26 protein-coding genes are annotated in these 24,697 nt (G+C 72.0%); 16 read left to right on the forward strand and 10 right to left on the reverse strand.

What is annotated here, in order from left to right:
• Positions 1 to 123 precede the first annotated feature (123 nt).
• From AB0J06_RS11840 to AB0J06_RS11855, 4 genes are read left to right on the forward strand one after another with little or no spacing between them, the layout of a single operon-like run.
• The gene (locus AB0J06_RS11840; RefSeq protein ID WP_357427410.1) at positions 124 to 306 is read left to right on the forward strand and encodes a hypothetical protein; all 183 of its coding nucleotides are present in this window, start codon (positions 124 to 126) and stop codon (positions 304 to 306) included.
• The gene (locus AB0J06_RS11845; RefSeq protein WP_357427412.1) at positions 303 to 446 is read left to right on the forward strand and encodes a hypothetical protein; all 144 of its coding nucleotides are present in this window, start codon (positions 303 to 305) and stop codon (positions 444 to 446) included. The genes AB0J06_RS11840 and AB0J06_RS11845 overlap by 4 nt, the downstream gene beginning before the upstream one ends.
• A complete protein-coding gene (locus AB0J06_RS11850) occupies positions 443 to 1,051 on the forward strand; it encodes an Hsp20/alpha crystallin family protein (RefSeq protein WP_357427414.1) in 609 nt (202 codons plus the stop codon). Before AB0J06_RS11845 ends, AB0J06_RS11850 begins: the two co-directional genes overlap by 4 nt.
• The gene (locus AB0J06_RS11855; protein ID WP_357427416.1) at positions 1,048 to 2,187 is read left to right on the forward strand and encodes a glycosyltransferase family 9 protein; all 1,140 of its coding nucleotides are present in this window, start codon (positions 1,048 to 1,050) and stop codon (positions 2,185 to 2,187) included. Before AB0J06_RS11850 ends, AB0J06_RS11855 begins: the two co-directional genes overlap by 4 nt.
• On the opposite strand, the gene AB0J06_RS11860 is transcribed toward AB0J06_RS11855, so the two are convergent.
• From AB0J06_RS11860 to rfaE2, 3 genes are read right to left on the reverse strand one after another with little or no spacing between them, the layout of a single operon-like run.
• Positions 2,122 to 2,502 (reverse strand): DUF2267 domain-containing protein, encoded by a 381-nt coding sequence (locus tag AB0J06_RS11860; protein ID WP_357427418.1) that lies wholly within the window; start codon positions 2,500 to 2,502, stop codon positions 2,122 to 2,124. The two genes, AB0J06_RS11855 and AB0J06_RS11860, sit on opposite strands and share 66 nt — an antisense overlap.
• The gene (locus AB0J06_RS11865) at positions 2,499 to 3,383 is read right to left on the reverse strand and encodes a glycosyltransferase family A protein (protein WP_357427420.1); all 885 of its coding nucleotides are present in this window, start codon (positions 3,381 to 3,383) and stop codon (positions 2,499 to 2,501) included. Before AB0J06_RS11865 ends, AB0J06_RS11860 begins: the two co-directional genes overlap by 4 nt.
• The gene (rfaE2, locus tag AB0J06_RS11870) at positions 3,380 to 4,891 is read right to left on the reverse strand and encodes a D-glycero-beta-D-manno-heptose 1-phosphate adenylyltransferase (protein WP_357427422.1); all 1,512 of its coding nucleotides are present in this window, start codon (positions 4,889 to 4,891) and stop codon (positions 3,380 to 3,382) included. The genes AB0J06_RS11865 and rfaE2 overlap by 4 nt, the downstream gene beginning before the upstream one ends.
• A gap of 128 nt (positions 4,892 to 5,019) precedes the next feature.
• Between rfaE2 and AB0J06_RS11875 the strand changes: the two genes are divergently transcribed.
• From AB0J06_RS11875 to AB0J06_RS11885, 3 genes are all read left to right on the forward strand, one after another.
• Positions 5,020 to 5,565, forward strand: a complete 546-nt coding sequence (locus AB0J06_RS11875) for a type 1 glutamine amidotransferase domain-containing protein (RefSeq protein WP_357427424.1) — start codon at positions 5,020 to 5,022, stop codon at positions 5,563 to 5,565.
• 217 nt (positions 5,566 to 5,782) lie between these two features.
• A complete protein-coding gene (locus AB0J06_RS11880; protein ID WP_357427426.1) occupies positions 5,783 to 6,286 on the forward strand; it encodes a MarR family winged helix-turn-helix transcriptional regulator in 504 nt (167 codons plus the stop codon).
• Positions 6,283 to 7,917, forward strand: a complete 1,635-nt coding sequence (locus tag AB0J06_RS11885; protein ID WP_357427428.1) for an MDR family MFS transporter — start codon at positions 6,283 to 6,285, stop codon at positions 7,915 to 7,917. Before AB0J06_RS11880 ends, AB0J06_RS11885 begins: the two co-directional genes overlap by 4 nt.
• 78 nt (positions 7,918 to 7,995) lie before the next feature.
• Here the strand turns inward: AB0J06_RS11885 and AB0J06_RS11890 are convergent, their stop codons facing one another.
• A complete protein-coding gene (locus AB0J06_RS11890) occupies positions 7,996 to 8,421 on the reverse strand; it encodes an NUDIX domain-containing protein (protein WP_357427532.1) in 426 nt (141 codons plus the stop codon).
• Positions 8,422 to 8,628: 207 nt separating this feature from the next.
• Between AB0J06_RS11890 and AB0J06_RS11895 the strand changes: the two genes are divergently transcribed.
• Positions 8,629 to 10,275, forward strand: a complete 1,647-nt coding sequence (locus AB0J06_RS11895; RefSeq protein ID WP_357427430.1) for a long-chain fatty acid--CoA ligase — start codon at positions 8,629 to 8,631, stop codon at positions 10,273 to 10,275.
• Between the two features lie 144 nt (positions 10,276 to 10,419).
• Positions 10,420 to 10,812: a PPOX class F420-dependent oxidoreductase gene (locus tag AB0J06_RS11900; RefSeq protein ID WP_357427432.1), complete on the forward strand. Its 393-nt coding sequence runs from the start codon at positions 10,420 to 10,422 to the stop codon at positions 10,810 to 10,812.
• 100 nt (positions 10,813 to 10,912) lie between these two features.
• Here the strand turns inward: AB0J06_RS11900 and AB0J06_RS11905 are convergent, their stop codons facing one another.
• The gene (locus AB0J06_RS11905) at positions 10,913 to 11,947 is read right to left on the reverse strand and encodes a Ku protein (RefSeq protein WP_357427434.1); all 1,035 of its coding nucleotides are present in this window, start codon (positions 11,945 to 11,947) and stop codon (positions 10,913 to 10,915) included.
• 144 nt (positions 11,948 to 12,091) lie between these two features.
• Here AB0J06_RS11905 and ligD (AB0J06_RS11910) point away from each other — a divergent pair, with 144 nt between their 5' ends.
• Together ligD (AB0J06_RS11910) and ligD (AB0J06_RS11915) are read left to right on the forward strand one after the other, a co-directional pair.
• Positions 12,092 to 13,033 (forward strand): non-homologous end-joining DNA ligase, encoded by a 942-nt coding sequence (gene ligD / locus AB0J06_RS11910; protein ID WP_357427436.1) that lies wholly within the window; start codon positions 12,092 to 12,094, stop codon positions 13,031 to 13,033.
• Positions 13,023 to 13,934 (forward strand): non-homologous end-joining DNA ligase, encoded by a 912-nt coding sequence (ligD, locus tag AB0J06_RS11915; RefSeq protein WP_357427438.1) that lies wholly within the window; start codon positions 13,023 to 13,025, stop codon positions 13,932 to 13,934. Before ligD (AB0J06_RS11910) ends, ligD (AB0J06_RS11915) begins: the two co-directional genes overlap by 11 nt.
• A gap of 9 nt (positions 13,935 to 13,943) precedes the next feature.
• On the opposite strand, the gene AB0J06_RS11920 is transcribed toward ligD (AB0J06_RS11915), so the two are convergent.
• On the reverse strand, positions 13,944 to 15,602 hold the full coding sequence (locus AB0J06_RS11920; protein WP_357427440.1) for a DNA repair helicase XPB: 1,659 nt from the start codon (positions 15,600 to 15,602) through the stop codon (positions 13,944 to 13,946).
• A gap of 184 nt (positions 15,603 to 15,786) precedes the next feature.
• Here AB0J06_RS11920 and AB0J06_RS11925 point away from each other — a divergent pair, with 184 nt between their 5' ends.
• Both AB0J06_RS11925 and AB0J06_RS11930 read left to right on the forward strand, forming a co-directional pair.
• A complete protein-coding gene (locus tag AB0J06_RS11925) occupies positions 15,787 to 16,686 on the forward strand; it encodes a L,D-transpeptidase (RefSeq protein WP_357427442.1) in 900 nt (299 codons plus the stop codon).
• Positions 16,687 to 16,811: 125 nt separating this feature from the next.
• A complete protein-coding gene (locus tag AB0J06_RS11930) occupies positions 16,812 to 17,057 on the forward strand; it encodes a hypothetical protein (RefSeq protein WP_357427542.1) in 246 nt (81 codons plus the stop codon).
• Between the two features lie 6 nt (positions 17,058 to 17,063).
• Here AB0J06_RS11930 and AB0J06_RS11935 read toward each other — a convergent pair whose 3' ends face one another.
• Positions 17,064 to 19,505, reverse strand: coding sequence for a helicase-associated domain-containing protein (locus AB0J06_RS11935; protein WP_357427444.1), 2,442 nt, complete (start codon positions 19,503 to 19,505; stop codon positions 17,064 to 17,066).
• Positions 19,506 to 19,608: 103 nt separating this feature from the next.
• Here AB0J06_RS11935 and AB0J06_RS11940 point away from each other — a divergent pair, with 103 nt between their 5' ends.
• Both AB0J06_RS11940 and AB0J06_RS11945 read left to right on the forward strand, forming a co-directional pair.
• Entirely contained in the window at positions 19,609 to 20,229 is a 621-nt protein-coding gene (locus tag AB0J06_RS11940; protein WP_357427446.1) for an HAD family hydrolase, read from the forward strand.
• 32 nt (positions 20,230 to 20,261) lie between these two features.
• Complete coding sequence (locus AB0J06_RS11945) at positions 20,262 to 20,648, forward strand: cold shock domain-containing protein (protein WP_357427448.1); 387 nt, start codon at positions 20,262 to 20,264, stop codon at positions 20,646 to 20,648.
• On the opposite strand, the gene AB0J06_RS11950 is transcribed toward AB0J06_RS11945, so the two are convergent.
• Genes AB0J06_RS11950 through AB0J06_RS11960 form a run of 3 tightly spaced genes read right to left on the reverse strand, consistent with a single transcriptional unit; the run spans position 20,609 to position 23,750 of the window.
• Positions 20,609 to 21,439 carry a 1,4-dihydroxy-6-naphthoate synthase gene (locus AB0J06_RS11950; RefSeq protein ID WP_357427534.1) on the reverse strand — a complete coding sequence of 277 codons (831 nt, stop codon included), beginning with the start codon at positions 21,437 to 21,439 and terminating at the stop codon, positions 20,609 to 20,611. The two genes, AB0J06_RS11945 and AB0J06_RS11950, sit on opposite strands and share 40 nt — an antisense overlap.
• Before the next feature lie 14 nt (positions 21,440 to 21,453).
• On the reverse strand, positions 21,454 to 22,152 hold the full coding sequence (locus tag AB0J06_RS11955) for a futalosine hydrolase (protein WP_357427450.1): 699 nt from the start codon (positions 22,150 to 22,152) through the stop codon (positions 21,454 to 21,456).
• Positions 22,149 to 23,750, reverse strand: coding sequence for an MFS transporter (locus tag AB0J06_RS11960; RefSeq protein ID WP_357427452.1), 1,602 nt, complete (start codon positions 23,748 to 23,750; stop codon positions 22,149 to 22,151). Before AB0J06_RS11960 ends, AB0J06_RS11955 begins: the two co-directional genes overlap by 4 nt.
• An 86-nt stretch (positions 23,751 to 23,836) precedes the next feature.
• On the opposite strand from AB0J06_RS11960, the gene AB0J06_RS11965 reads away from it, so the two are divergent.
• Positions 23,837 to 24,667 carry a DUF3027 domain-containing protein gene (locus tag AB0J06_RS11965; RefSeq protein WP_357427454.1) on the forward strand — a complete coding sequence of 277 codons (831 nt, stop codon included), beginning with the start codon at positions 23,837 to 23,839 and terminating at the stop codon, positions 24,665 to 24,667.
• Positions 24,668 to 24,697: the final 30 nt, after the last annotated feature.

Raw genomic sequence — 24,697 nt, forward strand, 5'->3', positions numbered from 1 at the left:
TAGCCACGCACGGCGAACGCGGCAGCCGGGCGCCGCCGGGACGCGTCCTCCTCACCCGACACACGCGAGCGCGTCAAACTGGAGGCGCTCGCCGCCCGGCCCGGCGCCGACCTGGACGTCTTCGTGGCGCGGATCGGCGCGCTGCTCGCCGCCGGACGGTCGGTGATCGTCGTCGACCCGGTCATCGTCAACAAGGCGGACCACGAGCTCGTGCTCCGGATGGAGCCGACGCTGGACCTCGCCGCGAGCTTCTGCGCCCCAGCCTGCGGCAGGGACGAGGGCTGCGCCAGGTTTGCTGGCAGGTGACCCGGGTACGCGGCCGTCAGGAGCGCGACACGCTGGCGGGGGTGAGCATGGCGAACCATCTCAAGGTTCTGGCGCACCCGGCGCATCCGATGCTGGTGCGGTTCCGGCTCGGGCTCCGCCGGCTGGGAGGTGTCCGATGAGCGATCCGGGACAGCGGTCGGCGATGGACCGCGCAATCGATGTACTCGGCAACCTGCAGGGGCTTGGCACGCAACTCGGTCGGCTCATCGGCCGGCGCGCCCCGCACGACGTCGACATGGAGCCCAGTGACGGCGGCTGGCGGGTCACCGCGCGACTGCCGGGGGTGGCGCCGGAGGAGGTGGCGGTCGAGGTCGCCGGCGGGGAGCTCAGCATCCGGGCGCGCTCCGAGGCGGAGGTGAACGCCGACAACGGCATGCCCGGAACCGGCTCGGTCCAGCGCGGCTTCGAGTATCAGGTGCGGCTCCCGGCGGACGTCGACGCCGAGCGCGTGGACGCCGTGATGGATCACGGCCTGTTGACCGTGACGTTGCCGCGGGGGCCGGCGAGCCGCCGCTCCATCACGGTGGGCCGCCCGGCGTACGACAGCGCGAGGTCCGCCGCGGGTGTGGCGAACCGCCGCCGTACGACGGTCGACGACCACGACCCCCCGCACGCGACCATGACGCCCGGCCGGATCGACCCCGCAGCCGACCGGGAGATGCACCACCCGCACGCGGGCGAGGCCGACCTCCGCCGGCACGAGGGCGGCTCAACCGCCCGATGACCGGGCCACCGCAGGGGCTGGTGCCCGACGTCAGCCGGATCGCGGTGCTGCGCGCCAACGCGCTGGGCGATTTCCTCTTCGTGCTTCCCGCACTGGAGGCGCTGCGGGCCGCATACCCCTCGGCGGAGATGGTTCTCCTCGGCGCGCCCTGGCATGCCCGATGGCTCACCGGTCGTCCGTCCCCCGTGGACCGGGTGCTGGTCGTGCCCCCCGCGGAAGGCGTCCGTGCGGCAGTGGACGCCGAGCCGCCGGCGACGATGGACGGGTTCGTGTCCGCGGCCCGCGGGGAGGGCTTCGACCTCGCGCTGCAACTGCACGGCGGCGGCCGCCACAGCAACCCGCTGGTGTCGGCGCTCGGCGCGCGGCTCACCGCGGGCCTGCGCGCCACCGACGCGCCGCCGCTCGACCGGTGGATCCGGTACGTCTTCTACCAGCCCGAGGTGATCCGTTACCTGGAGGCAGTGGCGCTGGTCGGCGCGGTTCCGGTGACGTTGACGCCGACGCTCCCGGCGACCGACGGAGACCGGGCGGAGGCCCGTGCGGTGGCGGGTCTCCCGGTCCGTCCCCGCGTGGCGCTGCACCCGGGGGTGACGGATTCCCGGCGGCGCTGGCCGACGCACCGCTTCGCCGCGGTCGCCGACGCGCTCGCCGCGATGGGCTTCGAGGTGGTCCTCACCGGTACGGGGGAGGAGCGTGCCCTGGTCGAGCAGGTGTGTGCGGCGGCACACACCCCCGTCCGGCCGCTCGTCGACGCGCTGTCGCTCGGCGGGCTCGCCGGCCTCTACGCCGACTGCGCCGTGGTGGTCGCCAACGACACCGGCCCGTTGCACCTCGCCGCCGCCGTGGGCACGCCGACCGTGGGCATCTTCTGGATCGGCAACATGATCACGGTGGCGACGCCGCTGCGGGGCCGGCACCGGGCGCTCACCTCGTGGACCATCCACTGTCCCGTCTGCGGCGAGGACTGCACCCGTGACCTCTACGCCTGCCGCGCCGGCGACGGCTGCGCGCACCGCGACTCCTTCGTCGCCGATGTGCCCGTCGCCGAGGTGCTGGAAGCGGTCGAAGACCTAACGCGTTCCGGCGGCGCGCAGCCGTACCGGCTCGGGAAAGAGCCCGCGGATGTCGTCCGGTAGCGGCACCTGCACCTTGTAGAGCACCGCCGCCGGGCAGAGCACGAGCAACCGTTCGAGCGTCGCGGCGACACCGTCGCGTACCTCGTCGTCGGCGGCGCCGCGCAGGCCGGCCCGGGCCCGCACCCGCCGCAGCAACTCGGCCGCGTCGAAGCGTTGCGGTGTGGGGCCGTCGGCCTGCGCGTTCGGGGCCAGCGCCGGGGGCAGGGCGCCCGCGAGCAGCGCGGCCTCGCCGGAGGGCAGCCGTTCGGCGAGGGTACGCAGCACCGCCTGCTCCATCTGCCACACGGTGGTGCGGGGGGCGAACGTCGTGGTCATGGTGTCGCTCCTTCCGTCGCCGGCTCGGCGGCGAGCACCACCTGCCAGCACTCGATGCCGCGGTCGGTCACCGTGGTCGGCGTCTCCAGGTGGTAGGCGCCGCTGGGCACGATGCCGGCGCCGCCGTACCGACGCATGACGGCGAGCTGCGCCGTCGTGTCCTCGCCCTGATGGTTGGCGGGCACCCGGGACCAGAAGTCGAATCCGCCCGTGGCGACCAGCTTCGCCCGGTCGAACAGCACGCAGCCGCCGATCCAGGACACCTTGTACGCCCGCCACTCGCCCGGCGCCAGCCCCAACTTGCGGGTCACGTGCAGCAGGTTCGCCGCGGGGTGGATGCGGGCCCGCTCCCACTCCGGCGTGCCGGGGCGGACGTCCTCGGGCGCCGGCCGCCCCGCCCACTCCTCGTACCCGCCGTGCTGGTCCGGGCGCTCATCATCCAGATAGGACAAGCCGTGTACGGCATTGCCGACGAATCCGCAGCGCAGCTCCCGGATGGCGGTGAGCAACCGCTCGACGGTCCCCGGTTCGAGCCAGACGTCATCGTCGAGGAGGAGCACGAAGCGGGCGCTGGAACGGTCGAGCAGAGCGGCCCGGTGTTCGGCCAGCCCCCGACGCGGCAGATGCCGGGTGAGCAGCACCGGATGCCCGGTGTGCCGCAGCACCCGGGCCAGCGTCGCGGCGGCCGGATCCGCCCAGGCGGGGCCGTCGTCGGACTGGTCGCTGACCACGACGCCGAAACCGGCGGGTCCGCGCTGCGCGGCCAGCCCGGACAGGGTCGTGGCGAGCTCGGTCGGCCGGTTGCGGGTCGGGATGAGCACGTCGAGCAACCGGGGTGCCCGGAACGCCACCGGTTCCCCCGTCTCCAACGGCCGCGTCACGTCGGCCCCCTCGCGTGGTGCGCCGGGTCGCGTCCGGCGCCGTCGGCGCGGATGCGGTCGATGATCGCCGAGGTGGAGCGGTCGGGAACGTATCCGACGCTGCGCACCTCCCCGCCGAGTCGCCGCACCAGCGGCGCTTCCGGTACCAGCTCCGGCGGGTAGTCGCCGCCCTTGACGTAGACGTCGGGACGGATCGCGGTGATGAGGCTGGCCGGCGAGTCGTCCTCGAAGACCACCACTTGGTCGACGCAGGAGAGCGCGGCGAGCACCGCGACCCGGTCCTCGACCGGGTTCACCGGGCGGTCCGGGCCCTTGAGCCGGCGGACGCTCCCGTCCGAGTTGACCGCGACCACCAGCACGTCGCCGAGCGCCGCTGCCTCCTCCAGATAGCGGACGTGTCCCCGGTGCAGCACGTCGAAGCAGCCGTTGGTGAAGACGATCCGGGCTCCCCGCTCGCGCTGCCGGCGTACCCGCTGGGCCAGGCCGACGGCGTCGGTGACCGCCGGGTCGGCGGCCGTCAGCAGCGCGTTCCGGTCGCAGACGCAGGTCCCGGTGTCGGCGAGGGTCGCGGCGGCGGCGAGCTGCGCGACCTCGGCGGTGACCGGCAGCGGCGCCGCCGTGGTGAGTGCCAGGGTGAGCGCCGCCACGTACGCGTCGCCGGCCCCGACCGCGTGACTGGCCGGCGCGGGCACCGCGTGGCTGCGATGCGGCCTTCCCCCGCCGTCGCCGACCACGGCGCCGTCCACGTCGAGGGTCACCGCCACGACCGTCGCCCCACTGCGTTCGCGTAGCTCCTCCAGCGAGGACTCCGCGCTCCGCACCCGGTCCCCGGCCGGCCATGGGCGGTCGAGTAGCAGCGCGGCCTCGCCGAAACTGGGGGTGACGGCGGTCGGCGCCAGCCCACCCCAGCGGCGCAGGTCGTGGCCGTCGAGGGTCACCGTGCCGAAGAGGTCGCGATGCTCGACGAGCCACCGGCGGACCGGCTCGGGGAGGGCGCCCAGCCCGTAGTCGCAGACCACCAACGCCGGCCGGGGCGCAAGCTCCTCGGTTGCGCCCATCAGCGCGCCGAGCAGTCGCCGTACCGTCTCGTCCGGCAGTGGCCCCGCGTCGCCGCCGGAGTCCTCGCGCACCAGGATCTGGTCGGCGGCGAGCAGCCGCCGTTTCACCGGCGTCGCCCGCCCCGGCTGCGTCACCGTCCGGTTTACCACTTCCGCCCGTTCCAGGCAGTCGTGCAACTGGTCGCCCGCCGGGTCCGCGCCGACCGGGGCAACCAGCACGGCGTGGCCGCCGAGCGCGGCCACGTTCACGGCCGTGTTCGCCGCGCCCCCGCCGGCCGCCTGCCGCCGCAGAAGCGTGAGTACGGGGGCCGGCGCCTCCCGGCAGAGCCGTTCCGAGGTGGCGAAGCGCCACTCGTCGAGCATCGCGTCCCCGACGACGAGGACGTGCCGCCCCGACCAGTCGTCCACCATCGCGGCGAGTTGCCGCGGCCCGATTGACCACTGCGCCATGCCCGGCGGGTGCCCGCGTGCGGTCACCTCAAACGCCGCGCGGTTTGCCGCCGCAGCGGGCCGGGGATGAGAACCGGTAGGTATGTCCGGCGCCGCGTCGTCGCGGCGTCAGTGAGGAGATGGTGAAGATGGCAGCACTTGACGGCAAGCGGATCGCTTTTCTGGCCACGGACGGGGTGGAAGAGGTCGAGTACACGAAGCCGCGCGAAGCGGTGGAAAAGGCCGGTGGGCAGGCGGAGCTGATCTCGCTGAAGCCCGGCTCGATCCAGGCGTTCCAGCACCTGGACAAGTCGAACACGTACGAGGTGGACAAGGCGGTCGCCGACGCCGACCCGGCCGACTACGCCGCGCTGGTGCTTCCCGGCGGCGTGGCCAACCCCGATTTCCTGCGGGCGGACGCCGACGCGGTGCGCTTCGTCCGGGCGTTCTTCGACGCCGGTAAGCCGGTGGGCGCGATCTGCCACGGCCCGTGGACCCTGATCGAGGCGGGTGTGGTCGAGGGGCGGACCGTGACCTCCTGGCCCAGTCTGCGTACGGACCTGACCAACGCGGGTGCGACCTGGGTGGACGAGACGTGCCACGTCGACAACGGTCTGGTCACCAGCCGGAACCCGCAGGATCTGCCCGCCTTCTGCGCCACGATCGTGGAAGAGTTCGCGGAGGGCCGGCACTGACGCGTGCCGCCTGGCCGATCAAGGAGTACCGCGTCGATCAAGGGCGTATTCACATGATTGGAGATCAATCTGTGTGAATACGCCCTTGATCGTCGGGGGAGTCGGGCGGTGTGGACGCGATTTCGCATGCTCCGGATCACACCGTATTTCGAGTGTCACGAGTGACTGTCGGTGACAAACTGCTTGTATCAAACAAGTTCTTTCCGATGAGGTGCGCATGGATCGGCAGTCCGGATCAGACGACGAGTACGTCGTCATCGGACAGCTCATCGGCGAGTTCTACCGGCACAGCCACCGGCTCTATCAACGGTTGCCGTTCGACCCGGCGCTGGAGCGCGCCGCGTACACGCTGCTGGCCCGCCTCGTCCGGGCCGGGGCGGCCCGGCTCACCGTGCTCGCCGAGGGCCTCGCACTCGATCTGTCGACGGTGAGCCGGCAGGTCGCAGCCCTGGAGACGGCGGGACTGGTCTCGCGGACCCCCGATCCGGCGGATCGGCGGGCATGCGTCATCGCGGCGACCGAGACTGGACGTGAGGCATTCGCGCGTCACCGCCAGACCTGGGTCGGCGCCCTGCGGGAGCTGCTGGCTGACTGGACACCGGAGGAGCGCCGGGAGTTCACCCGGCTCTTCGCCCGGCTCAACAACTCGATCGCCGTTCCTTACGGGGGATCGGTTCCCGCGGGCAGTCGCCCAGGGGCAGAAGAGGAAGAGGCGAAATGACGACAACCGTGGCGGACGTCCAACCGAAGCTCAGCCATCGGCAGATTCTGGTGCTGATGGTCGGGCTGATGACCGGCATGCTGTTGGCCGCGCTCGACCAGACCATCGTGGGCACCGCGTTGCCGACGATCGTCGGCGAGCTGGGCGGCATCAACCACTACTCGTGGGTGGTGACCGCGTACCTGCTCGCGTCGACCGCGTCGACGCCGCTGTACGGCAAAATGGCCGACCTGTACGGACGCCGTCCGGTGTTCCTCTTCTCGATCGTCACGTTCCTGATCGGCTCACTGTTGGCCGGCATGTCGCAGGACATGCTCCAGTTGATCATCACGCGCGGCATCCAGGGGATCGGCGCCGGCGGTCTGATGACGCTGGCCTTCACGATCATCTCGGACGTCGTCTCGCCCCGCGAGCGCGGCCGCTACCAGGGCCTTTTCGGGGCGGTCTTCGGCCTGTCATCGGTGGCCGGCCCGCTCGTCGGCGGCTACTTCGCCGAGCACAACTGGCGCTGGATCTTCTACATCAACGTGCCGCTCGCGATCCTCGCCATCGTGGTCTGCTACCGGGTCATGCGGCTGATCCCGTTCCAGCGCCGGGAGCACGCGATCGACTGGATCGGCGCCGGGCTGCTGGTGGCCGGGGTGAGCTGCCTGCTGCTCGCGCTGAGCTGGGGCGGCAACGAGTACGCCTGGGGTTCGCCGACGATCATCGGGCTCTTCGTCGCCGGCGCGGTGCTCAGCGTCCTCTTCCTGCTGCAGGAGGGGCGGGTCGCCGAGCCGATCCTGCCGCTCGGTCTCTTCCGCAGCCCGACGTTCGCGTTGGCCAACCTCGCCGGCTTCGTGCTCGGTCTGGTCATGTTCGGGTCGATCATCTTCATCCCGCTCTACCTGCAGATCGTCAAGGGCGCCTCGCCCACCCGCAGCGGCATGCTGATGCTGCCCATGATGGCCGGCATCATCGTCACCTCGATCCTCTCCGGTCGGGCGATGAGCAAGATGGGGCGCTACAAGTGGTTCCCGGTCGCCGGCTCGGTGGTGCTCTTCGTCGGCATGCTGCTCTTCACCCAACTACAGGTGGACACCTCGCTCTGGATCGCGTTCATCTACATGGTGGTGATCGGTGTCGGCCTCGGCCTGTGCATGCAGTCGCTGATCCTCGCCGTGCAGAACGCCGTGTCGGTGAAGGATCTCGGCGCGGGCACCTCGGCGGCGACGTTCTTCCGGTCGCTGGGCGGCTCGTTCGGCGTCGCGATCCTCGGCACGGTGCTCTCGACGCGGCTCACCTCCACGCTCGCGGAGCGGATGCCCGCCGCGATCGCGCAGCTTCCGCCCGCGCAGGCCCAGCAGGTGGCGGCCGAGGGCGGCGCCAACATCTCGATCAACGAGCCGTCGCGCATCCTGGCGCTGCCCGCGCCGGTCCGCGACGCGATCCAGGCCGCCTTCGTGGACTCGCTGCACACGGTCTTCCTGGTCACGGGGCTGGTCGCGATCGTCGCGATCGTCGTCACCGTGGCACTGCCCGACCGTGAGCTGCGCGGCGGCCCCGCCGACCCGTCCGGGAAGTCGCTCGAAGACGAGTCCGGCGACGAGGCGGCCACCGACATGGAGGCCAAGGCGCAGACGATGATCTGACGCCGCCTACCGCGTTGATCATGGGCATACGCGCGACATACCGGGCGGTCGGATGGCGCGTATGCCCATGATCAACGGTTATTTGAGGAGCAGCTGCCCGGTGCTTTCGAAGGTGGCGAGATCGGCGAGGGTCTCCAGCACGGTGGGGGAGACCGGTGTCGGCAGCGCGTCGGGCGCGAAGAACCGCGCGTCCGTGGTCTCGTCGGTGACCCGGGTCAGCTCGCCATCCCAGTCGTCGATCCGGAAGGCGACCACGAAGAGCTGGTAGGTGTCGCCGTACATGTTGGTGACGGTGTAATCGGCGCCGGTGTAGAGCGCGAACGGGGTGACCTTCCCGGCCCGCAGGCCGGTCTCTTCCCGCACCTCCCGCGCGGCGCACTCCGAGATCGACTCGCCGAGCTCCATCGCGCCCGCCGGCATCGCCCAGTGGCCGTTGTCGCTTCGCTCGATCAAGAGCACCCGGCCGGCGTCGTCGCGGAGCACCCCGCGCGCCCCGGTGAACATCAGCGTGCGGTCACCGGCCAGCGCCCGCAGTTGACCGAGGTACGACTCTTCCCAACCGATGCTCGTCACGCCGATCACCTTAAAGCGCCCGCAACGGGACGGCCGCGCTATCGACGGACAACTCCCCGGTGGTCAGCCGCGGCTGCGGGGCGCTATCGGCCGCGTGGCTCTTTCACTCGTGTGACCTGGCCCACTACCTTGTTACCCATGCGTAGCACGATGATGGACGCCCCCCTGCAGGTATCCCGGATCCTTGCGCACGGCAGCACGGTGCACGCCGACGCCGAGGTGGTCACCTGGACCGGCGCGGAACCGCGCCGGATGACGTACGCCGAGGTCGGCGTCGCCGCGGCGCAGCTCGCGCACGCGCTCCGCGACGATCTCGGAGTCACCGGCGACCAGCGGGTCGCCACCTTCATGTGGAACAACGTCGAGCATCTGGTCGCCTACTTCGCGGTGCCGAGCATGGGCGCCGTCCTGCACACGCTCAACATCCGGCTCTTCCCCGACCAGATCGCCTACATCGCCAACCACGCCGAGGACCGCGTGGTGCTGGTCGACGCCACGCTCATCCCGCTGCTGGCCAAGGTGCTGCCCGAGATGACGACGGTGGAACACGTGGTCGTGGTGGGCGGCGGCGACCCGGCCCCGCTGCTGGCCGCCGGCGGCGGGCGGATCGCCGTACACAGTTGGGCCGAGCTGCTCTCCGACAAGCCGGAGCGGTTCGACTGGCCCGAGGTCGACGAGCGTGACGCCGCGGCGCTCTGCTACACCTCCGGGACCACCGGCAACCCCAAGGGCGTGGCCTACTCGCACCGGTCGATCTGGCTGCACTCGTTGCAGGTGTGCATGCCGGAGGGCTTCGGGCTCGGCCCGGCCGATCGCGAGCTGGCGATCGTGCCGATGTTCCACGCGATGTCGTGGGGGCTGCCGTACGCGGCGTTCATCTCCGGCGCGTCGCTGATCATGCCGGACCGCTTTCTCCAGGCCGCGCCCATCGCGGCGATGATGGCGACGGAGCGGCCCACGCTGGCCGCCGCGGTGCCGACGATCTGGAACGATCTCCTCGCCTACCTCGACGCCAACCCCACCGACACCTCGTCCGTCAAGGAGGCGATCGTCGGCGGCGCGGCGTGTCCGCCCGCGCTGATGCACGCCTTCGCCGAACGGCACAACATCCAGGTCATCCACGCCTGGGGGATGACCGAGATGTCGCCGCTCGGGTCGGTCTCCCGGCCGCCGGCCGGGGCGACCGGGGACGAGGCGTGGCGCTACCGCTACACGCAGGGGCGGGTGCCGGCCGGCGTCGGCGCGAGGATCGTCGGGCCGCTCGGCGAGGAGATGCCCGCCGACGGCGAGGCCGTCGGCGAGTTGGAGGTCCGCGGACCGTGGATCACCGGCCGGTACGTCGGTGAGGACGAGCCCGACCCGGAGAAGTTCCGCGACGGTTGGCTGCGTACGGGCGACGTCGGCACCCTCTCGGCCAATGGCTACCTGACCCTCACCGACCGGGCCAAGGACGTCATCAAGTCCGGCGGCGAGTGGATCTCCTCCGTCGAGCTGGAAAACGAGCTGATGGCGCATCCGGCGGTGCTGGAGGCGTGCGTGGTCGGCGTACCCGATGAACGGTGGGATGAGCGGCCACTGGCGACCGTGGTGGTCCGGGAAGGGGCCACGGTCACCGCCGACGAGCTGCGGGACTTCCTCGGGGAACGGGTCGCGAAGTGGCAGCTCCCCGAGCGGTGGGCGTTCATCGAGGCGGTGCCGAAGACGTCGGTCGGCAAGTTCGACAAGAAGCGGCTGCGGGCCAGCTACGCCGAGGGTGGTCTCGACGTCCGGCATTTCGCCGGCTGAACGACCGGACGTCATCGACGTCGGGTGGGCGGCGGGCAGGCATCAGCAACGGCCGATGATCCGCCGCCCGCGACGGCGTCGCCCGGATGGTGGAGCCCGGCAATCCGGGAACATCCGGCAGCGGATCACCGGTAGGTTTTGACCATGGCGATCCTCACCGAAGTGGACCTGGCCCTGCTCCAGGAAGCGCAGCTCGCACACATCGCGACCATCGAGCCGGACGGCACGCCGCACGTCACGCCCGTGTGGGTGGACACCGATGGCGAGAACATCGTGTTCAACACGGTCCGGGGCCGGAAGAAGTACAACAACATGGCGCGCAACCCCGTGGTGGCGCTCTCGGTCGCCGACAAGGCCGACGACATGCGGACCCTCTGGATCAAGGGGACGGTCGAGATGACCGAGGAGGGCGCCGACCAGCACATCAACAAGATGGCGAAGAAGTACCTGGGTCAGGAGACCTACCCGTACGCGCAGCCCGGCGAGGTGCGCGTGATCGTGAAGATCAAGCCCACCCAGAAGCTCGGCCGCGGCTGACCGCTCCCTGCATTTAGCGCGATCCTGCAGTTGTGGTGCCGCGCACGGCCGGTCTGTCCCGACCTGCCGCGCACCACAACTGCAAGATCGGCAAGGATGGTCAGGCGGACTTGCGCGCCGTCTTCTTGGCGGGCTCGGCGGCCTTCTTCGTCGCCTTGCTCGCCGGCTTCTTCTCGGTGGCCTTGGATGCGGCCTTCTTGGCCGGCGCCGCCTTCTTCTCCGCGGTCTTCTTCGGGGTCGCCTTCTTGGCGGGCGCCGCCTTCTCCGGCGCGGCCTTCTTCTCCGGCGCGGCCTTCTTCGCCGACTTCGCCGAGGAGATCGGCGTCGGCTCCTTCGCCCCCTCCGACGGCGCTTCGCCGCGCGCCGCCCGAGCCCGGTCGACCGAGGCGCGCAGCGCGGCCATCAGGTCCACCGCCGCCGCCGGTGCCTCCTCGACCTCCTCGGGCTGGACGATCTCCCGCCCCTCCACCTTGGCGTCGATCACCTCCTGCAGCGCCGTCCGGTAGTTGTCGCTGTACTCGTCCGGCTGGAACTCGCCGGCCATCGAGTCGATCAGCGAGCTCGCCATCGCCAACTCGGGCGGGCGCACCTGGATGTCCTCGTCGAGGAAGCCGAAGTCGGCGGTGCGCACCTCGTCGGGCCAGAGCATCGTGTTGAGCAGCAGCACCCCTTCGCGCACCCGCAGCGTGGCGAGCTGCTCCCGCTGCCGGAGCGCCACCTTGACGATCGCCACCCGGTCCGAGTCGGTGAGCGCGTCGCGCAGCAGCACGTACGGCTTGGTGGCGGCGCCCTCCGGCTCCAGGAAGTAGGCCTTGTTGTAGAGAATCGGGTCGACCTGCTCCGCGGGAACGAACTCCAGAACATCGATCGCGCGCGAGGTGGTCAGCGGCAGCTCGGCGAAGTCCTCGTCGGTCAGGATGACCATCTCGCCGCCGCCGATGTCGTAGCCCTTGGCGATGTCGTCGAAGCTGACCTCCTCGCCGCAGACCGAGCAGGTGCGCTTGTAGCGGATCCGCCCACCGTCCTCGCGGTGCACCTGGTGGAACCTGATGTCCTTCTCCTCCGTCGCGGAGTACAGCCGTACCGCGATGGACACCAGACCGAACGAGACGGCACCCTTCCAGATAGCCCGCATCCCCACTCCTTACCCAACCGGGTGGGGCAGGCCCACCGCGACCATCCGGAACCCCCGCCGAACTTCCTGGTCAGCCCGGTATTGACAGGGTCGCATTGAAACGAACCGGACGCGAGCACTTCGCTGTCGATCTACAGTGAGGGCGTGTCCGGCGTGCCGCTCAAGCCGATGCTCGCCACGACCGGTGAGCTGCCCGTTGGCGCCGGCTGGGGCTACGAGTTCAAGTGGGACGGCGTACGGGCCGTCGCCGACCTGGCCGGGGGCGCCGGCCGCTTCTACGCCCGCTCCGGCACCGAGATCACCGCCGCATATCCCGAGCTGGCGCCGCTCGCGGCGGGCGTGGACGACGCGCTGCTCGACGGCGAGATCGTGGTCCTCACCGACAAGGGGGTGCCGTCGTTCACCGCGCTCGCCGAGCGGATGCACGTCCGGGAACCGGGGCGGGCCGGCCGCCTGGCGGCGACGCTGCCGGTGACGTACATGATCTTTGATCTGCTGCGGCTCCGCGGCGCCGACCTCTCCGCGTGGTCCTACCGCGACCGACGCGCCGCGCTGGAGGAGCTCGGTCTCGCCGGGCCGCGATGGGCCGTGCCGCCGAGCTTCACCGACGGGGCGGCGACCTGGGCGACCGCCGAGGAGCACGGTCTGGAAGGGGTGGTCGCGAAGCGGCTGGATTCGGCCTACCGCGCCGGCCTGCGCACGCCGGACTGGGTGAAGGTCAAGCTGGAGCTGACCCGGGACTTCGTGATCGGCGGATGGCGTCCGGGTGCGCGCAAGATCGGCGGCCTGTTGGTGGGGGTGCCGACACCGGACGGCCGGCTGGTCTTCCGGGGCCGGGTCGGCGGGGGGATCGGGGCGGTGGCCGAACGGGAGCTGCTCGCGATCCTGGAGCCGTTACGCGTGCCCACCGCGCCGTTCGCGGTGCCGGTGCCGCGCGAGGATGCCCGGGGCGCGATCTGGGTAAGACCGGAAACCGTGATAGAGGTGAAGTACAGCCAGCGGACGCCGGACGGGCGACTCCGCTTCCCGCGTTTCCTACGGTTCCGTCCCGACCTGGCCCCCGAGGACGTGGACGATGCCGGCTGACAAGATCCGGGTGGAGGTCGAGGGCCGTGAGCTCGAGCTCTCCAACCTGGACAAGGTGCTCTACCCGGCGGTCGGCTTCACCAAGGGTGAGGTGATCGACTATTACAGCCGGATCGCGCCCGTTCTGCTGCCGCACATCCGCGACCGGGCGCTGACCCGCATCCGCTTCCCCAACGGCGTCGACGGTCAGTCGTTCTTCGAGAAGAACGCGCCGGCCAACACGCCCGACTGGGTGCGCCGGAAACGGCTTCCGGCGCCCGGCTCGACCAAGGATCGCGAGACGGTCGACTACGTCGTCGCCGACGACCTGCCGACGCTCGTCTGGCTCGCCAACCTCGCCGCGCTCGAACTGCACTCTCCGCAGTGGAAAATCGGCGCGGACCCCGACCTGCTCGTGGTCGATCTCGATCCCGGCGCCCCCGCCGGGTTGCCGGAGTGCTGCGCCGTCGCCGTGCTGATGCGTGACCGGCTGGCCGACGACGGGATCACGAGCTATCCGAAGACGTCGGGGAAGAAGGGCATGCAGCTCTGCGCCCCGGTGTCGGGGCGGCAGTCGGCCGAGGTCGTCGCCGGCTATGTGCGGCGGGTCGCCGAGGAGCTGGAGCGGAGCGCGCCCAAGTCGATCACGTCGAAGATGGCGAAGAAGCTGCGCCCCGGCAAGGTCTTCATCGACTGGAGTCAGAACAGCGCGGCGAAGACGACGGTCGCGCCGTACTCGCTGCGGGCGCAGCCGTTGCCCTCGGTGTCGACGCCGCTGACCTGGTCCGAGGTGGAGGCCGTCACGAAGGGGAAGAAGGGCGCGGTGCGCCAGTTCACCGCCGCCGAGGTGCTGGTCAGGGTCGACGAGCAGGGCGACCTGATGGCCGACCTGCTCGCCGGGGGCCCTGAGGTGCCCGCCTGACTCCGGCGGTCAGGCCAGGACGTCGTCCGCGTCCACGATCGTGTACGCGTAGCCCTGCTCCGCGAGGAAGCGCTGGCGGTGCGCCGCGTACTCGGTGTCGATGGTGTCGCGGGAGACGACCGTGTAGAAGTGCGCCTGCCGGCGGTCGGCCTTGGGGCGCAGCACCCGGCCCAGCCGTTGCGCCTCCTCCTGCCGCGATCCGAAGGTGCCGGAGACCTGGATCGCCACCGCCGCTTCGGGCAGGTCGATGGAGAAGTTGCCCACCTTGGAGATGACCAGGGTGGAGACTTCGCCGGAGCGGAACGCGTCGAAGAGACGTTCCCGCTCCTTGTTGGTGGTCGACCCCTGCACGATCGGGGCGTTGAGATATTCGCCGAGTTCGTGCAGCTGGTCGATGTAGCCGCCGATGACCAGCACCTGGTCGTTCTTGTGCTTGTTGACCAGCGACTTCACCACCGGCAGCTTGGTGCGGGCGGTCGCCGCCATCCGGTAGCGCTCCTCCGGCTCGGCGGTCGCGTACGTCATCCGCTCGGCATCGGTCAGCGTGACCCGTACCTCTGTGCACTCGGCGGGGGCGATCCAGCCCTGGGCCTCGATGTCCTTCCAGGGCGCGTCGTAGCGCTTCGGCCCGATCAGGGAGAAGACGTCACCCTCCCGCCCGTCCTCGCGCACGAGCGTCGCGGTCAGCCCGAGCCGGCGGCGCGCCTGCAGGTCGGCGGTGAAGCGGAAGATCGGCGCGGGGAGCAGGTGCACCTCGTCGTAGATGACCAGGCCCCAGTCGCGGGCGCCGAAGAGGTCGAGGTGGGTGAAGGTGCCGCCGCGCCGCGAGGTGAGCACCTGGTACGTGGCGATGGTGACCGGGCGGATCTCCTTGCGCTCGCCCGAGTACTCGCCGATCTCCTCCTCGGTCAGCGACGTGCGCGCGATCAACTCGCGCTTCCACTGCCGTCCCGCGACCGTGTTCGTCACCAGGATCAGCGTCGTGGCCTTGGCCTCGGCCATCGCCGCCGCGCCGACGAGCGTCTTGCCGGCGCCGCAGGGGAGCACCACCACGCCCGACCCGCCGGCCCAGAACTGGTCCACCGCCTCGCGCTGGTACGAGCGGAGTGTCCAGCCCGGTTTGCCGTCCTTGCCGGCTTCGGCCAGGTCGATCTCGTGCGCCTCGCCGTCGACGTAGCCCGCCAGGTCCTCGGCCGGCCAGCCCACCTTGAGCAGGCCCTGCTTGAGCCGGCCCCGCTCGGACGGGTGCACCACGATCGTGTCCTCGTCGACCCGGGCGCCGAACATCCCGGCCAGCTTCTTGCTCTTGGTCACCTCGGTCAGCACGGCACGGTCGAACGCGTGCAGGACCAGCCCGTGGGTGGGGTGGTTGACCAGTTGCAGCCGGCCGTAGCGATCCATCGTCTCGGCGACGTCGACGAGCAGCGCGTGGGGGACCGGGTAGCGGGAGTACTTCAGCAGCGCGTCCACCACGCCCTCGGCGTCGTGGCCGGCCGCCCGGGCGTTCCACAGCCCCAACGGGGTCAGCCGGTAGGTGTGCACGTGCTCCGGCGAGCGTTCCAGCTCGGCGAAGGGGGCGATCGACATCCGGCAGGCGTGCGCGTCCGGGTGGTCGATCTCCAGCAGCAGGGTCTTGTCGGACTGCACGATCAGCGGTCCACCGCTCACGGTCTGTTCCCCTTCTGTGGAAGACCCTCCAGTGTTGCACGGGAAATGACCGACGGCCGCTGCTCAGATCAGCGGGGTGACTGCCGAAAAGCAGGTAACGAACTGGAGAAAATCTCCGGCTCCCGCAACCGTATCGGCAGTTGCATGCGTCTAGGGAGACGATAGCTGCCTTGGGGAGGGCTCAATGGGTCACGGACGTGTCATCATGCGGCTCGCCGCCATCGCAGTCGTCACGCTGGTCGGCGCCGGTGCGTGTGCGTTCGATCCGCAACCTGACGCGACCGGGGCCGACCGGCCGCAGTTGGCGGGGGTTGCGGGCAACGAAACGGGGGCGAGCGGCGCGCCCGGGCCGAACCAGACGGAGACCCCAGCGCCGAGCGTCACCGAGAGCGCCGAGGTCGAAACGCCGAAGCCGACCGCCTCGGCCAGCCCGAGCGCCTCGGCCAGCCCGAGCGCCTCGGGCTCGACCAGGACTGCTGCCAAGACCCGGTCGGGGTGCCCGCAGGGCGAGAAGCAGCGGGACGTGGAAACCCACCTGGACAAACTGGGCGGGTTCGGCCCGGTCACCGTGGACGGCAAGCAGTCCGCAGCCGACTGCGTCGCGATCAAGAAGTTCCAGCAGCGGTACGGCATCCGCCCGGCCGAGGGCCGCGCCGGGGTCACCACGGCCGATGTGGCGCGGCGTCTGGCCGCGACCGACACCGGCAAGTGCAAGGCCGGCAAGGGCACGACGTTCTGCGTCGACCTGACCCTGCAGACCGTCTGGGCGATACGGGACGGCAGGGTGGTCATGCCGCCGACCGTCACCCGCACCGGCATGGCCGGCTTCCAGACGGCGACCGGCACCTACACGGTCAACGCCCGCAACCTGAAGGAATGGTCCCGCCCGTACAAGGTGTGGCTGCCGTACTGGCAGCACTTCACCCAGGGCATGGGCTTCCACGAGACGACGACCTACATCCACGACAAGTCGCTCGGCTCGCACGGCTGCGTCAACCTGCTGCCGCGGGACGTTCGCACGCTCTGGGAGTTGGGCAAGATCGGCACGCGCGTGCACGTCTTCGGCCGGCGCCCGGGCACCTGACCCGGCGGTCCCCCGGGTGGGTCCGCCGTGCCATTCCGGAGCGGAGCCGGGGTGACCCCCCTGTCACATGTGTCGATCTGGTGCGAGTCTGGAACTGTCGGTAGCCATCTGACGGGGAGGGGCTCATGACGGTCGACAGCGAGGCGAAGCACGCACGACCGCCGGTTCCGGCCGACACGGCCGACCCGGTGTCCCGGGCCACCATGATCTGCTACGCGTTCGTCGCCGCGCTGCTGCTCGGCTGGTTCCTCTTCGGCTGGCTGGTGCTCCGCCAGGGCTTCGTGGACTCCGTCGGTGAATCGCTCGGCACCGGGTTCGCGCTGCTGCTCGTCGTCGCGATCGTCGGCACGGTGCGGCGCAGCCGCCGCTGACCCGCGCTATTCATCGAGCACGGCGGCGGTGACCCGGTGCAGCGCGAAGGTGTGCAGCATCTCGGTCCGTTCGTCCTCCGCGCGCAGATAGCCGCCGCCGAGCGAGACGGGGCGGACCAGCCGCGAGATGGTGGCCCCGTGCGTGTCGACGTACCCGACCCAGACCAGGGCGCGGTCACGGACCGCCTGTTGCAGGACGGCGACCGCCTGGGTGTGTGCCTGCGCGACGCTGAGCGCGCCACCGGTCTGCCCGTTGGTGGCGCGCACAGTGACCGGCGCGCGCCGGGCGGCCCGCGCGGCCGCGTCGCCGCGCCGGATCTGCTCGACGACGCCGAGCAGTCGGGGGCCGGTCAACCTCGGTGCGGTCAGCGCGGCGGCCATCCGGGCGACGGCCGGGACCCGCGCCGGAGCCCGCCGCACCTTGGGCCGGGTCAGCATCGCGGCGCCGGTGGCGTCCTCGGCCACCGGGGCGTACCCGGCTTCCCGCAACGCGCCCAACATCCGCCCCACCTGGTACGGCGTGGCGAGCACCGTCGGCGCGAGCCGGCGCAGCGACAGCACCGCCAACCGCCGGTCGGCGAGCACCTCTGCCAGCAGCGCCTCGTCGTCGCTGCGCATGTACGCGCCGGTCGAACCGACCCGCAGCCCGCCGTGCTTGCGGGCCACGTCGTCGATCAGATACGTCAGCGCCTGCGGCACGGCGGTCCGGGACCGGCGACGGAAGAGGGTGTGCAGGTCGTCCGCGCCGTAGCCGGCGTCGAGGGCGCGGCGCACGCTCGCCCCGGTCACCCGGTAGACGCTGGCCCCGCCGGCCGATTCGGGCTCGGCCACGACCTCGAGTTCGGCGGCGAGCTCGGGCTCGGGCGGACCGGGCACCACGACGGTCAGGTCGGCCTGGAGGAGCACGTGATCCACCGGCGCGGGCAGCAGCCCGTCGAGGGTCTGCACCGTCGCCGACGGCTCGCCCGGTGACTGCGCGGCGCCCGGTCGCAGACCCAGCGGATCCTCGTCGGGCACTTCCCGCGCCGCCGCCGCGTCGGCGAGCAGCAGCCTGCCGTACGACGTCAGCGCGCCGAGCCCGGTCACGCCGAGCTGGGCCGCCTCGGTGAGCGCCTCGCGGTGCGCCGGTTCCCGCCCCTTGCCGCGCCGTGGGGCCCGCCACGCGAGCAGTCGCAGGATGTCCTCGGGAGCGGGGGCGGACCCCGGATCCAGCTCGGCGAGGACACCGAGCGGCTCACGTCGTGCCGGCGGCGCCCCGGCCCGCTCCACCTCGCCGGAGAGCACCGTGATCGGCCGGTCCCGCTCGTCGCGCTGGCCGATCAGACCCGGCTGCCGCGTCATCGCCAGCCACGCCCGCGCGAGCTGCTCCCAACGCTGCGCCAGCGAGCCGGCCCGCCACAGGTCGTACCCGCCGGTCGGCAGCACCTGCTGATCGATCGCGCCCCGGCTCCCCGCGCCGGGCAGTTCGTTCTCGCCGATGAGTGCCGCGGCGTACGCCACCTCGAGCAGCAGCGCGGCCGTGGGCTCGTCCACTCCGGTGGTGCGGGAGAGGCGGCGCAGGTCACGCACGCCGAGCCCGCCGGAACGCAGGACCGGGGCCGGCTCCGCGGCGAGCGCCTCCAGCAGCGTCTCGGTGTGCCGTACCGCCTCCATCGCCTGCCCCGCCCCGGCGGAGTCGACGCCCTTCGGCTCCCGGCCGGTGATCGCGACCGGCGGCGGGGTCGGCTGCAGCGGGCCCAGCGGCCCCGTGTCACGTCGGAGCAGCAGCCCGACCTCGCGGGGCAGCTCCACCGCGTCGGCCGGGGCGCCCAGCGGCGAAGCGCCGTCGGTGATCGAGACGAGCAGCCCGTTGTCCACGAGCCAACGCACCGGGGACTCGCCGCCGTCGGTGCCGCTGAGCGCCCCCGCGCTCACCGTGCCGACCGGCGGGCCCGCCGCGAGCCGGTCGAGGACGGCGCGGGCGGCCGGCGGCGCGGAGAGCAGGGTACGGCGCAGCCGCGCCGGGTCCGCGCAGATCGCCGCGGTCCGTTCGTCCAGCTCCGCGGCGGGTCGCCCCAGGCCCGCCGGGTACGGCGAGCAGACCTCGTCCACGCTCGCCACCACGTGCAGGGCGTTCTCCGCGCCGTACACCAGGAAGCGGGCGCGCAGGCGGTCGAGCGCGGCCCGGGCGGCGGCCGGATCGGCGCCCTGCGCGGCGGCGAGCACCGCCTCCACCGACGTCGTGCCCTCCCGGACGTCCCGGGTCAGTCGGGCGCCGTCGAGGATCTGCAGGGTGAACTGGTCCAGCCCGTCCAACGCGCGGGCGACCGAGACGCGCGACTGGGCGCGGATGGCCAGCGCTGAGAGGTCGGCCGGCACGGGCATGACCAGGTCAGGGCGGAGCCGCAGCAGCGCGCCCAGGGCTTCGTCGGGCAGCGACCTCAGGTGGTCGGCGAGTGTGGTGGCCATCGTCGTTCCACGCTATCCGGCCCGACGCCGTTCGCGGGCGCTGGATGCCGCGTCGGGCGTGGCACGATGATCGAGAACACAGCGTGGGCGGAGGAGGTTCGGCATGCGGCGACCCTTGGTGGTCGGATTCGACCTGGACATGACCCTGATCGACTCCCGTCCCGGGATCGCCGCCACCTACCGGGCGCTCACCGCGCAGACCGGCGTCCACGTCGACGCCGCCGCCGCGGTCGCCCGGCTCGGACCGCCGCTCCGCCACGAACTGCGGCGGTGGTTCCCGGCCGACCAGGTCGAGGCCGCGGTCGACGCCTACCGGGCGCTCTACCCGGCGTACGCGATCACGCCAACCGTGCCGCTGCCCGGCGCGGTCGCCGCGCTCGAGCTGATCCGCGCGCGTGGTGGCCGGATCGTGGTCGTCACCTCCAAGCTCGGCCGCCTGGCCCGGCTGCACCTGGACCACCTGGGTCTGGCGGTCGACGAGGTGGTGGGTGACCTCTTCGCCGAGCAGAAGGCGACGGCCCTGATCAGCAACGGCGTGGGGCTGTACGTGGGCGACCACGTCGCGGACATGGTCGCCGCCCGGACCGCGGGGCTGCCCGGCGTGGCCGTTCTCACCGGGCCGTGTTCCGCCGCCGAGCTGCGGTCGGCGGGCGCGGCCGCCGTGATCGATGATCTGACGGGATTCCCGGAGGCGCTTCCGCCACCGCTCCAGTTAGCCTTGTGACGTCATCCGTTTTAGTGAAGTCGAGGTCAGTGGTGCCGACGGGTCGAGTGAAGTGGTACGACGCGGGAAAGGGATACGGGTTCGTCACCAGCGACGAAGGTGGCGACGTATTCCTGCCCAAGGGAGCGCTGCCCGCCGGTGTCGCCGAACTCAAGGGTGGCCAGCGGATCGAGTTCGGCGTGGTGGACAGCCGCAAGGGCGCCCAGGCGCTCGGGGTGAAGCTGCTGGACGCCCCGCCTTCGATGGCGGAGCTGCGCCGCCGTCCGGCCGAGGAGTTGCACGGCCTGGTCGAGGACATGATCAAGGTGCTTGAGCTCAAGGTGCAGCCGGACCTGCGGCGGGGACGGTTCCCCGACAAGAAGACCGCGCAGACCGTGGCTCAGCTGGTCCACGCGGTCGCCCGCGAACTGGAGGTCTGAGGGGTCAGGCCGGCATCCGCGGCGCGGCGCAGCAGTGCGTCGACCGCGGCGAGTCCGTCCTGCCCGAGATCCGCGGTGAAGTCGTTGACGTAGAGCGCGATGTGCCGGTCGACCACGTCCGGCTCCATCTCCTGCGCATGCGCCAGCACGTACTCCCGGGTCGCCTCGGGGTTGGCCCATGCCTGCCGCACCGACGCCCGCACCCACTCCGCGGCGGCGGTGGGATCGACGACGCCGCGGCGGGCCAGGATCGCGCCGAGCGGGATCGGCAGCCCTGTGTCGCTCTCCCACCATTCGCCGAGATCGACCAGGGCGGTCAGTCCGAAGCGCGGATAGGTGAAGCGGGCCTCGTGGATCACGAGGCCGGCGTCGTACCTGCCGGCCGCGACGCCCGGCATGATCTCGTGGAACGGCACCACCTCGATGCGCGCCGGGGGCCGCTCCGCCGACCAGAGCCGGAAGAGCAGGTACGCGGTCGTGCGGTCGCCGGGAACGGCGACCGTCGCGCCGGTCAGGTCGGTGCGCCCGTTGGCGGTGAGCACCAGCGGTCCGCAGCCGCGCCCGAGCGCACCCCCGCAGGGCAGCAGGTGGTAGTCGTCGAGCAGCCACGGCAGAGCTGCGTAGCTCACCTTCACCAGGTCGTACGCGCCACGCTCGGCGGCCGTGTTGGTGATATCGACGTCGGCGTAGGTCACCTCGACGGGTGGGGCGCCCGGCACGAGCCCGTGCACCAGGGCGTGGAAGACGAACGTGTCATTGGGGCAGGGCGAGATCGCCAGCGAGAGCGCCACATCGTCCACCGTAGTCACCTGTCCGGTGCGTCCCCGTCGTCCGGGTCCCCTCGTGTGTCGCCGACCTCCCTGTCGGGGGTCTGCTCGAGCGCGGCGGCGGCGGCCGTCAGGGCCGTGAAGGCGTCGCGGATGCGCCAGGCGCCCCGGTCACGGGGGCCGATCGGGTTGGAGATCGTGCGCAACTCCGCGAACGGCACCCCGGCCCCGGCCGCCGCGCAGCCCACGCCGTACCCCTCCATGGCCTCGGCCACCGCGTCGGCGTGCCGGGTGGCCAGCGCCCGGGCGCTCCCGGCGCTGCCGGTGACCGTGCTGACCGTGAGCACCGTACCCACCGTGACGTGCGGCAGCGCGGCCCGCAGCGTGGCGAAGAGACCCGGATCGACCGGGGTGGAGATCCGACCGAAACCCAGTTCGTCGAGGGTGAGGAATCCGTCGGGAGATTCGGCGCCGAGGTCGGCGGCGATGCTGGCCGTGGCGAGCACGGTCGTCCCGACGGGGGCGCGACCGGCGAATCCGCCGCCGATCCCGGCGCTGACCACCCCGTGGTACGGGCGCCCCGCCGCCTCGGCGAACGCCAGCAGTCGGGCGGTGCCGGCGGCGGCCGCGGCCGGGCCCACCCCGACCGCCGCGACCGTCACCGCGCCGGTGGTGAGGCCGGCGCGGAGCGCTTCGGCCTCGGCCTCGACGGCCGTGACCAGCAGGAGGCCGCTCAACCCTTCGGCTCCGGGGACTCCTGGCGGGGCTCTTCCCCGCCTCCGACCGGTTCGCGCCCGACCGGGTCGGTGTCGACCGCCGACGATGGCCGGTAGATGTGGTAGCCCGGCGGGGCGAGCGGTGAGTCGTCGACCGGCGCTGTCGACTCGGTGGCGGGCGCGGACGGGGTCGGTCCGGCGGGCGGGGCGGTAGGAGACTGCGCGTCGGGGGACGTGCCGGCGTCGGAGGCGGCGCGACCGTTCAGACGTTCCCTGCGCAGCCCTGCCGCCGTTGTCAGGGCCGCCGCCGCGGCGACGAGGGCGAACGCGGCAGCGCCGCCGATCCCGACCCGGCCGTAGAACGGGATGAGCCCCAGCGCGCCCGCGGCGACGAACGCCAGCATGAGGATCGTCTCGGAATGGGCGAAGGCGGTCGCCCGCAGTCGCTCCTGCAGCCGTTCCTGGATGACGGCGTCGACGGCGAGTTTCGCCATGCCGCTGACGATCGCGGTGGTCAGACAGAGGAGCGCGACGGTGAGCAGGGAGTACGTGAACGTGGCGACCGCTGCCGTGGCGGCGACGACCACGAGGCCGGTGGCCTGCAGCGCGACGGGCTGATGGATCCGGAGCCGGGTGCCCGCGGCGGTCGCCAGAAACGTGCCGACCACGAAGGCCCCGCCGATGAGCCCCAGCGCCTTCTCGTCGCCCAACTCCCGGCCGAGGAAGTCCGTGGTGAGGTCGCTGGATTTGATCGCGAACGCCAGGAAGAGCAGAAGGAACCCGTAGAGGCCACGGAGGGTGGCGCTGCCGAGGAGGGTGGCGGTGACCAGCCGGCCGGAGAGGACTCGCTCGCGCTTCCCGCGGCGTACTCCGATGAGCTGGAGCAGCCGTGGCATCGTCTCCGGAGGGTCGGAGTCGGCGCGTGGTGGCAGCCGCAGCGCGATCACCACGCCGAGCAGGAAGATCACCGACGCGATCCGCAGCGGCCACTCCGGGCCCAGCACAAACGCCGCCAGCCCCAGCGGGACGACGAGCGCACCGGCGATCGTCCCGTAGACGCTGGCTCTCGCGCCCGCCTGGGAGAGTCCGAGCCCTTCCGGCAGCAGCCGGGGAACCGCCGCCGAGCGCCCCACGCCGTAGGCGCGGGAGAGCGCGAGCACGCCGAACGCCGCGGGATAGAGCCCGAAACCGTGGACGTAGTCGGAGAGCAGCCAGGCCAGGAACGCCCGGCCGAGCATCGTGGCCGCGAGCGCGTAGCGGCGGCCGTGCCGGAAGTGGTCGAGCAACGGTCCGACCACGGGCGCCAGCAGTGCGAACGGCACCATCGTCACCAGCAGGTACAGCGCGACCTTGCTGCGCGCCTCACCCAGCGGAACGTCGAAGAAGATGGTCCCGGCCAACCCGATCGCGATCAGCGTGTCGCCGGCGCAGGAGGCGGCGTGCAGGTCGAACAGGCGCAGCATGCCGCGCTCGCCGCCCGCGCCGCGCTCGCGCATCCGACCGATCCGCCGGGTCGCCCAGCGCCCGCCGCCCACCGTGCCTCTGCCGAGCAACCGCGTGCCGCGCAGCGCCATGCCGACGACTCGCCCGAGGGAAGGTAACAGGGGCATGTGCACCATCCTCGCCCATCCTGCCCGGGTCCGTCGCATCCAGCACGGGATCGCCATGGGGAGTCGTTGGCAGTCGAGCGTGAATGTAGGGAAGAATGACTGTCGTGACCAGGACCGCCGCCCGTGCCCCCCGCCTCGACCAGGTCTGTGCCAACGCTGTCGACGTGGCGCGTGACGCGCTCACGGAGGTCGTCGACCCGGCGGACGTCGGTGCCCATGTGAGCGCGACCGCCGAGGGCGACCGCATGGTCACCCATCTCTTCGACTGCCATCAGGCCGGCTACCGCGGCTGGCGGTGGGGGGTCACCGTCACGCGCGTGCCGCGCAGCAAGCACGTCACGGTCTGCGAGACGGTGCTTCTGCCCGGCCCGGACGCGATGCTCGCTCCGGGCTGGCTTCCCTGGCAGGAGCGGCTGCAGCCGGGCGACCTCGGCGTCGGTGATCTGCTGCCGAGCCCGCCGGACGACGAACGGCTGGCCCCGGGCTACCTGCTCTCCGACGATCCGGCGGTCGAGGAGGTCTCCTGGGAGTTGGGGCTCGGGCGGTCGCGCGTGATGTCGCGGGAAGGACGGGCGGAGACCGCACAGCGGTGGTACGACGGCGACCACGGGCCGGACGCCCCGATCTCGGCCGGCGCGCCCCGCGCGGCGCGCTGCGGCACGTGCGGGTTCTACCTGCCGCTGGCCGGGGCGTTGCGTCGGGCGTTCGGGGTCTGCGGCAACGTCTACGCGCCGGACGACGGGCGGGCGGTCAGCGTCGATCACGGATGCGGCGCGCACTCGGAGGCGCTGAAGGGGTCCGCCGAGCCGCCCGTCGAGGAGCTGCCGACGTTCTACGACGACAGTGAGGTCGAGGCGGTCGCGGTGAGCAGGGCGCCCGGGTCGGTCGAGGCCGGTGAGCCTGCCGAGCCGTACGGGCACGGCTGAGGCTCACCCGCACCGCTGCGCCGGCCCGGG

The organism is Micromonospora sp. NPDC049679 (assembly GCF_040659735.1).
Taxonomy (GTDB): Bacteria; Actinomycetota; Actinomycetes; order Mycobacteriales; family Micromonosporaceae; genus Micromonospora_I.

Coding starts and splice junctions, on each gene's coding strand:
- AB0J06_RS11850 (WP_357427414.1), top strand. CDS start 443: ATGAGCGATCCGGGACAGCGGTCGGCGATGGACCGCGCAATCGATGTA.
- AB0J06_RS11855 (WP_357427416.1), top strand. CDS start 1,048: ATGACCGGGCCACCGCAGGGGCTGGTGCCCGACGTCAGCCGGATCGCG.
- AB0J06_RS11860 (WP_357427418.1), bottom strand. CDS start 2,502: ATGACCACGACGTTCGCCCCCCGCACCACCGTGTGGCAGATGGAGCAG.
- rfaE2 (WP_357427422.1), bottom strand. CDS start 4,891: ATGGCGCAGTGGTCAATCGGGCCGCGGCAACTCGCCGCGATGGTGGAC.
- AB0J06_RS11875 (WP_357427424.1), top strand. CDS start 5,020: ATGGCAGCACTTGACGGCAAGCGGATCGCTTTTCTGGCCACGGACGGG.
- AB0J06_RS11880 (WP_357427426.1), top strand. CDS start 5,783: ATGGATCGGCAGTCCGGATCAGACGACGAGTACGTCGTCATCGGACAG.
- AB0J06_RS11885 (WP_357427428.1), top strand. CDS start 6,283: ATGACGACAACCGTGGCGGACGTCCAACCGAAGCTCAGCCATCGGCAG.
- AB0J06_RS11890 (WP_357427532.1), bottom strand. CDS start 8,421: ATGTTCACCGGGGCGCGCGGGGTGCTCCGCGACGACGCCGGCCGGGTG.
- AB0J06_RS11895 (WP_357427430.1), top strand. CDS start 8,629: ATGCGTAGCACGATGATGGACGCCCCCCTGCAGGTATCCCGGATCCTT.
- AB0J06_RS11900 (WP_357427432.1), top strand. CDS start 10,420: ATGGCGATCCTCACCGAAGTGGACCTGGCCCTGCTCCAGGAAGCGCAG.
- AB0J06_RS11905 (WP_357427434.1), bottom strand. CDS start 11,947: ATGCGGGCTATCTGGAAGGGTGCCGTCTCGTTCGGTCTGGTGTCCATC.
- ligD (WP_357427438.1), top strand. CDS start 13,023: ATGCCGGCTGACAAGATCCGGGTGGAGGTCGAGGGCCGTGAGCTCGAG.
- AB0J06_RS11925 (WP_357427442.1), top strand. CDS start 15,787: ATGGGTCACGGACGTGTCATCATGCGGCTCGCCGCCATCGCAGTCGTC.
- AB0J06_RS11930 (WP_357427542.1), top strand. CDS start 16,812: ATGACGGTCGACAGCGAGGCGAAGCACGCACGACCGCCGGTTCCGGCC.
- AB0J06_RS11935 (WP_357427444.1), bottom strand. CDS start 19,505: ATGGCCACCACACTCGCCGACCACCTGAGGTCGCTGCCCGACGAAGCC.
- AB0J06_RS11940 (WP_357427446.1), top strand. CDS start 19,609: ATGCGGCGACCCTTGGTGGTCGGATTCGACCTGGACATGACCCTGATC.
- AB0J06_RS11960 (WP_357427452.1), bottom strand. CDS start 23,750: ATGGTGCACATGCCCCTGTTACCTTCCCTCGGGCGAGTCGTCGGCATG.
- AB0J06_RS11965 (WP_357427454.1), top strand. CDS start 23,837: ATGACTGTCGTGACCAGGACCGCCGCCCGTGCCCCCCGCCTCGACCAG.